The sequence below is a fragment of the Neorhizobium huautlense genome, from assembly GCF_030811685.1.
Taxonomy (GTDB): Bacteria; Pseudomonadota; Alphaproteobacteria; order Rhizobiales; family Rhizobiaceae; genus Neorhizobium; species Neorhizobium huautlense_A.
The window spans coordinates 259,841-271,605 of record NZ_JAUSRF010000001.1 but is presented as its reverse complement, the minus strand read 5'-3'; the positions used below and the strand labels follow the sequence as shown (position 1 = coordinate 271,605).

The 11,765-nt window shown below is 60.4% G+C and carries 10 protein-coding genes; all 10 read right to left on the bottom strand.

The genetic code is table 11. The features are described from left to right. Nucleotides 1-11: 11 nt before the first annotated feature. Nucleotides 12-812 carry an ABC transporter ATP-binding protein gene (locus tag J2T09_RS01150; protein ID WP_306830176.1) on the bottom strand — a complete coding sequence of 267 codons (801 nt, stop codon included), beginning with the start codon at nucleotides 810-812 and terminating at the stop codon, nucleotides 12-14. Nucleotides 813-834: 22 nt separating this feature from the next. Beyond that, the gene (locus J2T09_RS01145; protein ID WP_306830174.1) at nucleotides 835-3,213 is read right to left on the bottom strand and encodes a TonB-dependent siderophore receptor; all 2,379 of its coding nucleotides are present in this window, start codon (nucleotides 3,211-3,213) and stop codon (nucleotides 835-837) included. Nucleotides 3,214-3,324: 111 nt separating this feature from the next. Continuing rightward, nucleotides 3,325-4,257, bottom strand: coding sequence for a FecR family protein (locus tag J2T09_RS01140; RefSeq protein WP_306830172.1), 933 nt, complete (start codon nucleotides 4,255-4,257; stop codon nucleotides 3,325-3,327). Nucleotides 4,258-4,360: 103 nt separating this feature from the next. Beyond that, nucleotides 4,361-4,834, bottom strand: coding sequence for an RNA polymerase sigma factor (locus tag J2T09_RS01135; RefSeq protein ID WP_306830170.1), 474 nt, complete (start codon nucleotides 4,832-4,834; stop codon nucleotides 4,361-4,363). A gap of 170 nt (nucleotides 4,835-5,004) precedes the next feature. Then, nucleotides 5,005-6,033 carry a sensor histidine kinase gene (locus J2T09_RS01130; protein ID WP_306830168.1) on the bottom strand — a complete coding sequence of 343 codons (1,029 nt, stop codon included), beginning with the start codon at nucleotides 6,031-6,033 and terminating at the stop codon, nucleotides 5,005-5,007. Next, entirely contained in the window at nucleotides 6,023-6,478 is a 456-nt protein-coding gene (locus J2T09_RS01125) for a response regulator (RefSeq protein WP_306830165.1), read from the bottom strand. The genes J2T09_RS01130 and J2T09_RS01125 overlap by 11 nt, the downstream gene beginning before the upstream one ends. After that, entirely contained in the window at nucleotides 6,471-8,654 is a 2,184-nt protein-coding gene (locus tag J2T09_RS01120; protein WP_306830163.1) for an ATP-binding protein, read from the bottom strand. Before J2T09_RS01120 ends, J2T09_RS01125 begins: the two co-directional genes overlap by 8 nt. A gap of 212 nt (nucleotides 8,655-8,866) precedes the next feature. Next, the gene (locus J2T09_RS01115) at nucleotides 8,867-10,684 is read right to left on the bottom strand and encodes a methyl-accepting chemotaxis protein (protein WP_306830160.1); all 1,818 of its coding nucleotides are present in this window, start codon (nucleotides 10,682-10,684) and stop codon (nucleotides 8,867-8,869) included. A gap of 332 nt (nucleotides 10,685-11,016) precedes the next feature. After that, nucleotides 11,017-11,403 (bottom strand): response regulator, encoded by a 387-nt coding sequence (locus J2T09_RS01110; RefSeq protein WP_306830158.1) that lies wholly within the window; start codon nucleotides 11,401-11,403, stop codon nucleotides 11,017-11,019. Between the two features lie 115 nt (nucleotides 11,404-11,518). After that, entirely contained in the window at nucleotides 11,519-11,743 is a 225-nt protein-coding gene (locus J2T09_RS01105) for a hypothetical protein (protein ID WP_306830156.1), read from the bottom strand. Between the last annotated feature and the right edge of the window lie 22 nt (nucleotides 11,744-11,765).

Sequence of the window (11,765 nt, the reverse complement as noted above, 5' to 3'; positions counted from 1 at the left end):
AGGCCCCGCCTTCATTCGACAGCGCTTTCCGGCAGGTGCACGATGGCGCGGCCAAAGGTTTTGGCGACCGTGACGATGCCATAAACAGCGGCGATGTTTTCCGGCGTCAGCACATCGGCGGGAGCGCCATCGGCCAAAACCTTGCCGCCATCCATCAGGATGATGCGGTCGGCAAAAAGGCTGGCATGGGTGAGATCGTGCAGGACGGCGATGACCGCCCGGCCCGTGGCCGCCTGCATGCGGGCGGTTTCCAGCAGCGCATATTGATGTTTCAGGTCGAGATGGTTGGTCGGCTCGTCCAGCAGCAGGATGTTTGCATCCTGCGCCAGCGCCATGGCCATGCGGCAGCGCTGCAACTGCCCGCCAGAAAGCTCGCCGACACGACGATCGGCAAGATCGGTCACCGCCATGGTCTGCATGGCGGCGTCGATATGGGCGATGTCGCGAGCCGTTCCACGGCTCAGCCAGCCCTCATGGGCAAACCGCCCCATGCCGACGAGATCGCAAACCACCATGCCGGCAGGCGCCTCGTTGGATTGCGCCAGCATCGCCATGTGCCGCGCCAGATTTTTGCGCGAAAAAGAGGAGACGGGGCGGTCGTCCAGCTTGATCGCGCCATGGCCGGGGGACAGGAGCCCGGCCATGATTTTCAGGAGAGTCGATTTTCCGCAGCCGTTCGGCCCGACAATGGCAACGAATTCACCGGACCTGAAGGCAAGCGAGATCGTATCCAGCACGGCGTTGCCGCCATAACCAAACGTCACGTCCTCAAGGGTGAGGACGGTCTGCGCATTCTCAACGCCTGCCTTCATTCACAGCCTCCGGATCATTCGATCAGAAGGACGCCTTGAGGGCGGCCATGAAGTTGATCGGTGCGCCGGGATGATTTTCCGTGCGGCTGGCGGTGCTTTCGATGTACTTTTCGTCCGTCAGGTTGCGGCCGACGAGCGAGAAGTTGAGATTGTCGTTGATCTTGTAGGAGACGGCGGCATCGACCCGGTAATAACCGTCGACATAAAACGGCTTTTCAAGATCGCCGGCGCGCTTGCCGACGGCGGTGATGCCGGCACCGAGTTTCAACCCTTCAAGCCTGCGGGTGTGGAACTCGTAGGTCGTCCACAGGCTGCCGCTCCAGTAGGGCGTACCGATCAGGCGATTGCCGACATAGGACGGCGTGTCGTCCTTGGTAACCTCGGCATCGACGTAACCGAGCGAGGCGATCACCTGCCAGCCATCCATGATCTCGCCGGTAATATCGATCTCCGCGCCGCGCGAACGCTGCTGGCCGCTAAGGCGGGAGTAGTCCTCTTCGTCGACCGCGACCGCAACATTGTTCTTGGTGATGTGAAACACCGAGAACGTTGCCGAAAGCCGATCGGTAAGTTCAGCCTTCACGCCCGCCTCGACCTGCCAGCCTTCTTCCGGATCCAGCACCTGTCCATCCTGGTTCAGCGCACTTTGCGGCATGAAGCTGGTGGCATAGCTGGTGTAGAAGGACAGACGATCGGTCGGCTGATAAACGAGACCGGCACGCCAGGTCAGCGCGCCGCCATCGAAAGGCGGCTCTTCGTCACCAACGCTGTGTTCGACGGTGTGATCGAAATGATCGTAGCGCAGGCCGACAAGAGCCTTCCACTGATCGGAGAATTCGATCTGGTCCTGCAGGTACACGGAGCTCGCAAGAATGTCCTGAACATAGACATTCTCAAGCGTCGTCGGCGTCATCGGAGCGCCGTAGACCGGGTTATAGATATCGATGGGCGCAATGTTCGCGCGGGCGGACCAGAAATCCATATGCGAGCGGGTATGCTGCACGCCGGCGAGAACGGTGTGTCCGATATCGCCGGTATCGAAGGTCATGACGCCTTCGAACTGAAGATCCAGATTGCGCATGTCTTCAACACGATCCGTATAGCGGCGGCGCAACATGGATCCGTCGGCATCCGTCAGTTCGCGAAAATCGATGCCGGTGTCCGTCGTGTAGGCATCGTCGTAACGAACCGTGCCGCGCAGTTTCAGCCAGTCGGTCGTCTGGTGCTCGGCCGAAAGCGAGACGCGGGTCTTGCGACTGTTCACCATGGACCACTCCTCGCCGAAGAAGCTGTCATAGGGTACGTCGATGATCTCGCCATTCGTGCCGACAACCAGTCCGCGGTCGTATGGCTGCTTCTGGCGGGTATGGTCGATGCTGAGCGAGACCCTGGTGTCCTCGTCCGGGTTCCATTCCAGAACGCCACCGATGTACTGGCGCTCGCTATCGGGCCGGTTTTCGACAAAACCTTCCTCGCGCTGGGCGGCGCCGGTGATACGGCCGGTCAGGCTCGCATCGTCGTTCAAGGGACCGCTGGCGGTGGCTTCCGCACGGCGGAAACCGAAACTGCCGAGCTGGGTGGTGGCTTCCGCCGTCGGCGTCGTGGTCGGGCGTCGGGTGACGATGTTGATCAGGCCACCCGGCTCACCACGACCGTAAAGCACGGAAGCCGGGCCTTTGAGCACTTCCACGCGCTCGACACCGGCCAGATCGGGGTTGACCTCCGGGCGGCTGCCGGTGGCGTTCAGTACGGAACCGTCGATGGCATAGGTGCCGGATGAAAAGCCACGGGTGATGAAGGTTTCGGCCCGGTTGGCGCCGGTATTGCTCTGCTGCACGTTGGAGACGTTCTGCAGCGCCTGTGTGAGGGTCGTTGCCTGCTGGTCGGTGATGACGCTGCGCTTGACCACCTGGATCGACTGCGGCACGTCGCGCAAAGGCGTGTCGGTCCTGGTGCCGACGCTGCTGTCCACAGCGCCGTAACTGCGACCGCTTTCGCCTTCCACGGTAATCGTGCCGAGCATGGTCGTACCGTCGGCCGCAACGCCGCCCGACGTCTTGCCCGGTGCGATGATGGTGACGGTGTCATTGGCGCCGAAACGATAGGTCAGGCCCGAGTCGACAAGCAACTGATCGAGTGCCTGTTGATCGGACAGGCGGCCGCTGACCGCGCTGCTGCGGGCGCCAGCCGGCAGGCTGCCGTCATAAACGACGTTGATGCCGGTGATCGAGGAGTAACGAACGAGGGCGGCGGCAATGTTTTGGGTGGGGATGCTGAAATTGCGGATCCGTGCCGTTTCCTGGGCCTGTGCGGCCATGGCGAATGCAACAAGGCTGGTGGTGGTCAACAAGGTCCAGCCAAGCCCGATGCCGACCATACGGGATCCGATTTTACGCAACATGCTCATGCCCCTTTAACACGCATTGGCGCGGCACCGCCCAGCGCCGCTCAAGCACCCATACGAATGAGCAGGGAAAAAACCTGAGTGCATCGGTAAATTATTTTCGAGAAATTAACGCCGGGCCGAAACGACAGTCAGCAACGGGGTATAGTGGGTGAGCGTGATCGGCAGTCCCTGTTCCAGCGTGCGGTCGATACGGGCAATGTCGTTGACGTCTATGATCGCCGTGACGCGGCGATCCGCCAGTGCCTGATCAAGCACGACGAGACGGCCGGCGCGCCAGCGGTTGAGCTCCGCCACCACCTCGCCAAGCGGCCGCGCCAGGAAAACGAGCTGGCGCTTGCGCCAGCCGAGGCGGCCTTCCGTTTCTTCCCGGATAACGGTCCCGAGCCTGCCTTTTTCGTAGTCCACCGCATCGCCTTCGCCGAGGTCCAGGCGTTGTGTATCGACCTCGACCCGAACGTCGTGTTCGGTCACGGCAACGCTCAATCGTTCGGGCGTGATGGCGACGGAATAGGCGGTACCCAGCGCTGTTGCCTTCAAAGGTCCGGCTTCCACGATAAAGGGCCGTCCGGCATTCGGCGCGACGGTAAAATAGGCCTCGCCGGCATGCAGGACCACGGAGCGTGTGGAGCCGTGGAAATCGATGGAGATGGCGCTGCCGGCGGAAAGCTGTGCGGTCGAGCCATCCGGCAGCGAAACGGTGCGGATTTCGCCCGTCCCCGTCGAAAAATCGGGCCGCCGCATGCCGGCTGTCCAGGCCGCGCCGATGCCCGCCAGCAAAACCACGCCGCCGGCCGTTTTCAGGAAGGTGCGACGTGTGCCGCCGGCCCTAAGCGGTTCCGCCGCCGCCTGTCCCCACAGGCGTTCGATGCGGGCATAGGCTTCGGCATGGCTCTCATCCGCCTCCAGCCAATCGCGAAAACGGGCATAGTCCGATTGCGGTGTCGCCGGATCAAGCAGATGTGCAAACCACGTCGCCGCCTTGTGGGCCGTGCCGTCGCCGGCATCGTCCGGCAGGTCTGTATGCGTGCTCTTGCCCATCGTTTTCCCGGGCTTCTGCGCCCAACATCCATTCGTCCCGATATTCACTTCTGTCTTTACGAGTGAGGCCGGCAAAAACCTCGGTCGCCGCGCAATTTAATTCTCAATCATCCGAATGGCATGATGAATCCAGCTTTTCGAGCGCCGCCACCATGTGGCTGAACACGGTTTTCGGGGAAATGCCCAGCTTTTCACCGATTTCGACATAGGTCAGGCCATCGATACGCGCCATCACGAAAACCTGACGCGCACGCGGCGGCAGGGCCTCTATGGCAGCCGAGAGTACCCTCAGTTTTTGCCTGGCGGCTGTGCTGTCTTCCGGTGTCGGGGCCTGATCTGCGATGAAATCCAGGTGTTCGATACCCTGCACGAACGGTGCTATACGCTCGCGCCGGCGGAAGTCGATGGCAAGGTTGCGGCCGGTGCGCAGGACGTAGTTCTGCAGATGCGCAGGATCGACCGGTGTATTGCGTCTCTCCCACAGGCGCAGAAACGTGTCCTGAGCCAGGTCTTCCGCGGTCGCGTGCGAGCGCACCAGTCGCGAGATGGTGGACAGCAGGCGCTTGCGCAGGCTCAAAAAAGTGCCAAGCAGATCCGGGGTGAAGGCCGAGTGCATGCGCGAGCGGTTAGCAGGGCCTGTTGGTCAGAGCAATCTTGTCAAAGAAAATATTACTGAATTAGTCATGTTTTCGAAGGCGGCGTTGCCATGCTGCACCGCACGCTCCGATAAGCAGGTTTGATGTCCTGTCAGCTGATGATGTTGCCGTCCTGCTGCGACAGCGGAAAACGGATGTCGCAGACCAGCCCGGTCACCGCGTAATCCAGCACCGTCTCGCCACGCAGTTCGTAGCGGATGCTGCGCTGGATCAGCGTCGTCCCAAAACCGTCCTCCTGCGGCGGCCTGACGGCGGGGCCGTCGATCTCGCGCCAGTGCAGCGAAAGCCAGGGCTCGCCATCGATCTCATCGCGCGTCCAGCCGATCGCCACGCGTCCGTCGGCATGCGACAGCGCGCCGTATTTGATGGCATTGGTCATCAGTTCGTTGAAGGCAAGGCTCAGCGCCAGCGCCGCCTTGGGGTCAAGATGGATCACCGGTCCGGCATCGATCTCGAAACGGTTGCCCTGTTCATGCGGGGCGATCGTTCGCTCCAGCACCTGCAGAAGTTCGGCGTCGGTCCAGTTGCTTTCAAACAGAAGCGCATGTGCGTCCGCCATGGCGCGCAGCCTGCCGCTCAGGTTCTCCACATAACTTTCCACCGTGCCGCTATTCTTCGCCGTGCGCCGCACGATCGACATCACCATCGCCATCGTGTTTTTCACGCGGTGGCTGAGTTCGCGCACCAACAGTTCCTTCTGGTGCTCGGCGCGGCGGCGTTCTGTGCGCTCGCGTGCTTCCGCCAGTGCCCGTTCCACGGCGGCGGGCAGGCGGATCAACCGCTGTTTCAAAACGTAGTCGGTCGCACCCCGCCTGAATGCATCAATCGCCATTTCTTCGCCCAGAACGCCGGACACAAAAATGAATGGCACGTCCGGCACCTGCGCAGCCGCCAGTTCCAATGCCGACATGCCGTCGAAATCCGGAAGCGAAAAATCCGACAGAATGACGTCGAAATCACGTTTCTCCAGCGCCTGCACATATGTCGGGCGCGACGAAACACGCAGTATTTCCGGAGCCGGGCTGATCTTTGCCAGGTGTTCGGAAATCAATTCAGCGTCAAGCAGGCTATCCTCGAGCAAAAGAATACGCGGGCGAGGAGGGGCATGTTCAAGAGGCATTCGGTCTGGATCCCGGAGGTGGTTCGTTGAGAATGGCCCAGAAGACGCCGAGGTCCTGAATGGCCTTGAAGAATTCGTTGAACTCGACGGGCTTGACCACGAAGGCGTTGACGCCGAGTTCATAGGAACGCACCAGGTCCTGCTCCTCACGGGAGGAGGTCAGCATGACCACCGGAATGTGGCGCAGGTTGGCGTCCTTCTTGATCTTTTCCAGCACTTCCAGCCCGTCGATCTTGGGCAGTTTCAGGTCCAGCAGCACCACGGTCGGATTGCCGCCGTCCTTGCCGGCATGGTTGCCCGCGCCCAGCAGATAATCCATCGCCTCGGCGCCATCGCGGGCAATGACGATCTCGTTGGCCAGCTGGCATTTTTCCAGCGCCGCCAGCGTCAGTTCAAGGTCGCGCGGGTTGTCTTCGACCAGCAATATCGGGCGCAGTTCAGGCAAGGATCTTTCCCTTTCCTTCTTTCGGCAGGGCAAAAACGAAGGTGGCGCCTTTATCGACTTCACCTTCGCCACGAATGATACCGGAGTGTCGTTCGATGATTCTTCGCACAAGGGCAAGGCCGATGCCCGTCCCTTCGAAATCCTCGACACGCTGAAGCCGCTGGAACACGCCAAACAGCTTGTCCACATAAGCCATGTCGAAACCGACCCCGTTATCACTGACGGTATAGGTCGTGCGGTCGTTTTCGGTCGTGCCGGTGACGGAAATCCGTGCGGGCGCGCGGGGGCGTGAATATTTCACGGCATTTTCGATGAGGTTGAACCATACCTGGCGCAGGAGCGTGGCATCGCCCCAGGCAGGCGGCAGCGTATCGATCGCCCATTCGATGGCGCGATCCTCGTTGTTGATCATCACGCTGCGAACGACTTCTGCCACCAGCTTGTTCATGTCCACCGTCTTGTGGGCGATGGAGGCACGGCCAAGCTGCGAAAAATTCAGAAGATCGTCGACCAGCCGTCCGGCCGAAAGCGCTGCTTCGGAAATCGTCTGCAGGTAATGTTTCGATTTTTCGTCCAGCACGTTTTCCCGCTCGCGCAGCAATTGCGCAAAGCCGACGATGTGGCGAAACGGCGCACGCAGATCGTGCGAAACGGAATAGGAAAACGCCTCCAGTTCCTTGTTGGAGCGCTGAAGTTCGCTGCTCAGCTGCGCCAGTTCCTCGGCCTTGCGCAAAACGATGCCGACAATTGCGGCGCGCAGGTCGCGGGCGGCGGTGATCTCGGCCTCCGCCCAGGGGGCTGCGTGCAGCCGCACCTGTTCGCTCCATCGCTCGAAGGAAACGCGCGGATGAATGCGCCCCTGTTCGCGCACCACCTTGTGCGGGTCTCCGCCCCATTCGACGGTGCGCAACACTTCCGGGCGGAACCAGATGAGCCAGCTTTCATGCAGTTCGGAAATGCGGATGGCGATGATGCCGCTGGCCGTGGCGGCGAAATCCTTCGCGGCCGGCATGTCCAGCGGCAAGGCATGGGTGGCGAAGACTTCGGTGTCGGGACGGTCCGCAAGCCAGCCGATTATCTGCGCAATCTCATCCTGCGTCGGCGTGGCGCCAACCGTGTGGCACTCGCCGCCGGCCACGATGGCGGCACCGGAGGCGGCCACCTGCGCCAGAAGATCCGCGACGTTGGAAACGAGGCCATCCAACCAGTATTGGCTGACGCTCATGGCTCCGAGCAAACGGCCCTGGATGCGTGCCAGCGCGACGCTGTGGGCGGCCTCGTCGGCATGTTCCTGCGCGGCAATGCGCATCGCAAGCGTCTGGACGATGAAGTCGCAGGCCTCGCGCGTCACGACGGGGACATTGTGCGGCTCATGGCTGTGGCAGGCGATCAGGCCCCACAGGCGCCCATCGACCATGATCGACACCGACATGGAGGCCGCCGTGCCCATGTTGCGCATATATTCGAGATGGATCGGCGAGACGCTGCGCAGCTGCGCCGAACTCATGTCCAGCGTATCGCCCGTCTGCGGATTGATCACCGGCTGCAGCGGCACCGGCTGATAGTTGACGTCGGGAATGAGGCGCACGTGGTTGAGCGCGTAAAGCGCACGCGCCTGGGGCGGGATGTCGCCCGCCGGAAAACGCAGGCCCATATAGGAAGGCAAGCGGCCATTGCCGGCTTCGGCAACCACATGGCCGTTCCACTCCCCGTCGAAACGATAGGCCAGCACCCGGTCGAAGCCGGTCAGCTTCTCCATCACCCGCACGGTGGTGGACAGCGCACCCGGCAAGTCCGGCTGGCCGGCCAGCTGCTGGGCAAAGCCGCGCAGGCGCAGGAATACATTGTCGGCAGCGTCGCTTGGTGATGTCTCCAATTCCGCAACAATCATGTCCCCGGCCCGATGGAAACCGAGGCTGAGATTGTCCGCCTGGATCTGCAGTTCCGGTTCTTCCGAACCATGCCATGTCAGAATCTCGTTGCGATGCGCATCGATCACTCCGTCCACGGTTTCGCCGATTGCAATCGGTCGCCCGAGAAACTCGGTGGCATTGGCGCTTGCCTGAAGGACCGTCATGTCCGACGGGCGGATCACCACCATTGCGCCATGCGGTTGGATGGCGCCGGGGACATGGATCGGTTCCTGCGCGCAACTATCGAGATCCGGCCGATTCACATGGACACTCCGGTACTGACTGGGTTCGGCTCTGATCGAGAATTTGGCAAATATCAAACTTTTCGATCCTGTCACGGCAACATAGGCATGGAGCCTACGATGTAAACGCCCGAGCGCGATTTCCGTTCATGTCCAGATTTCAAAACCGGATGCACACATGCGAAAGGGCGCAGGTTTACCCACGCCCGTCATTCACATTTGATAGTTTGCGATCAAAACTCTTCCCAATTGTCTTGAGCGAGGGCAGCATTGCCATGGAATGCCGGAGCGGGGGCACGTTTTGGTGCCAGCTGCGGGGCCGGCCGCGGAACCGGCTTTGTCGCAACCTTCAAGGCCGGCTGTGCCGGGCGGCTGAACGATGCTTCCAGAACCTGCTGCTGTGCATGCACGGCATGGCCGACATTGAACTGGGCAATCAGCTTGAACAGTTCTTCCGCCTCGCCTGCCAGCGCCTGTGCTGCTGCATTCGACTGTTCCACCATCGCAGCGTTCTGCTGGGTGCCCTGGTCGATCGTGTTGACCGCCTTGTTGATCTCGGCAAGTCCGTTCGACTGTTCGCGGGCGCTTTCGACGATTGCCGCGACATTGCCGCTGATCTGCTGGACCTGGGCGACGATCTGGTCGAGCGCCGCGCCGGTGCGGTCCACCAGCGTCACGCCTTCCTTCACCTGTGCGGCGGAGGCGGTGATCAGTGCCTTGATTTCCTTTGCGGCTTTGGCAGACCGCTGGGCAAGCTCGCGAACTTCCTGCGCCACGACAGCAAAGCCCTTGCCGGCCTCGCCTGCACGTGCCGCTTCCACGCCGGCATTGAGCGCCAGAAGATTTGTCTGGAAGGCAATCTCGTCGATCACGCTGATGATGTTGGAAATCTCGCGCGAAGAATTTTCGATCGCGCCCATGGCAGAGATCGCCTCGCGGACCACGATGCCGGATTGTTCGGCATGGCTGCGGGTGGTCTCGACAAGCTGCCCGGCTTCGTGAGCGCGGCGGCTGCTATCGGCCACGGTCGTGGTGATTTCCTCGAGCGCTGCGGCCGTTTCTTCGACGGAGGCGGCCTGCTCGTCGGTGCGCTTGGAAAGGTCGTTGGAGGCGCTGCGCACTTCCGAGGATGCGGCGGCAATGCCGCTGGCATTGCGGGCAACCGTCGTCATGGCGTCACGCAGACGTTCCACCGTGCGGTTGAAATCGACACGCAGGCGTTCCAGTGACGGAATGAAGGGCTTGTCGATGCTGCTGGTGAGGTCGCCGGCTGCCAGATGGTTCAGGCTGTCTGCCAGCACCTCGACATTGTCGACCCGGCCGGTAATGTCGGTCGCGAATTTCACGACCTTGAAAACCCTGCCGTTCATGTCGAAGATCGGATTGTAGGACGCCTGGATGTGAACGATACGGCCGCCCTTGCCGACGCGGGTAAATTCGGCTGCCGAAAACTCGCCGGCCTGCAGGCTGTTCCACAGGGTCCTGTAGTCCTCGGTCTGGGCATAGGCCTTGTCGCAGAACATCGAGTGGTGTTTTCCGATGATCTCGCTCAGGTCGTAACCGACGGTCTGTAGGAAATTTTCGTTGGCATTGAGGATGATGCCTTCCGGCGTGAACTCGATCATCGCCTGGGCGCGGGATACGGCGGCAATCTTGCCGGCATCGTCGGCTGCCTTCAGCTTCGCTTCGGTAATGTCGGTGGCGAATTTCACCACTTTGTAGACCTTGCCGCCACGAAAGACCGGATTGTAGGACGCTTCGATCCAGACTTCACGGCCACCCTTGCCGATGCGCTTGTACTGGCGGCGGTCGAACTCGCCACGGCCAAGTCTGGCCCAGAACTGCTTGTAGTCCTCGCTTGCGGCCTCTTCCGGCGGCACGAAGAGTTTGTGATGCTGGCCGATGATTTCTGCTGCGTCATAGCCCATGGCCGCGCAGAAATTGCCGTTTGCCGCCAGAACGCGTCCGCTGGGATCAAATTCGATGACGGCCTGCGACCGGTTCATGGCCTCAAGCACGCGCGCGGCATCGGACGAAAGAGAAAGAGGCATGTCTGATCTCCAGAATATTGATCCAGCGCAACCCACCTCCGTCCGGTATGGTACGAAAATAAATATTTTCGCAACCGGAAGATTAGTGTTTCGAACTGCGACCCCCTAAGTACAATCATGAATATTGTTTGTCGCAAATATAGACAAAACTAATTTCAAAGCTGTGAATCACGCGCCGCGATTCATGCTGTGGATTTTAAGAGGGCTTTATTATTTCAATTATGATTTGATGTCATTAATCATCTATGTTTCGGCTTGATGCGGTGTTGTTGCATTCAAAACTATATTCTGCACCCGGACACCGATCGCTGCGTCATGAACGGCTGAACGATCTAGCGTTCCGCAGCTTCGAAAACCTCGGACAGCAAACGGCCAAGCTTTTGCGGGCTCCACGGCTTGGGCATCAGCGGCAATCCCGCCAGTTTCTGTTTCAGTTCGGGAAGTTCGGCATAACCGCTGCAGACGATCATCGGGACATTGCGACAGCGCAGACGCTCGATGACCGGGAAGGACAATTCTCCGTGCAGATTGAGATCAAGGACGGCGCCATCGACCCTGGTTGTCTCCAGCGCGTCCAGTGCATCTTCCACCCGTCCGAAAGGGCCAACGACATCGTATCCGCGACTTGCCAGAAACTCTTCCATGTCCATCGCCAGAAGCAGATCGTCTTCCAGCAGGAGAATGGTGGGGTTTGCGGCGGTCTTTCGGGCTGTCTGCACTGCACGTTTCCTGCTTGCTACTCGATTTACGCACGCTCGATGGGGAGCGAACCTGTTTAGGTGAGGCAGCAAGCAGCGAATTCAAGTATTTTCTTTTGTTCTAAGCAAGTCGTTGTCAATCGGGCAGCGGCTTGAGGATGCGAACCCTGTCGCCCGGAGCGAAAACGAGGATGCCATCCTGCGCCAGTGCCGAAAGCACCTCCAGAATCTCGTCTTGCGCGTATCCAGAAACCTGCAAAGGGCCGGATATGTCGAGAAGATTGATCGTTTTTTCGGGAGCGGCCTTGAGGACGCGCAGCCGTTCGACCAGTGCGATCTCAATCTCGTTGAATCTGCTCATTCGACAATTCTATCCGGACTAT

What these genes read in the sequence shown, in the direction of transcription:
- J2T09_RS01150 (WP_306830176.1), bottom strand. Translation starts at nt 812, where the DNA reads ATGAAGGCAGGCGTTGAGAATGCGCAGACCGTCCTCACCCTTGAGGAC.
- J2T09_RS01145 (WP_306830174.1), bottom strand. Translation starts at nt 3,213, where the DNA reads ATGTTGCGTAAAATCGGATCCCGTATGGTCGGCATCGGGCTTGGCTGG.
- J2T09_RS01140 (WP_306830172.1), bottom strand. Translation starts at nt 4,257, where the DNA reads ATGGGCAAGAGCACGCATACAGACCTGCCGGACGATGCCGGCGACGGC.
- J2T09_RS01130 (WP_306830168.1), bottom strand. Translation starts at nt 6,033, where the DNA reads ATGCCTCTTGAACATGCCCCTCCTCGCCCGCGTATTCTTTTGCTCGAG.
- J2T09_RS01115 (WP_306830160.1), bottom strand. Translation starts at nt 10,684, where the DNA reads ATGCCTCTTTCTCTTTCGTCCGATGCCGCGCGCGTGCTTGAGGCCATG.
- J2T09_RS01105 (WP_306830156.1), bottom strand. Translation starts at nt 11,743, where the DNA reads ATGAGCAGATTCAACGAGATTGAGATCGCACTGGTCGAACGGCTGCGC.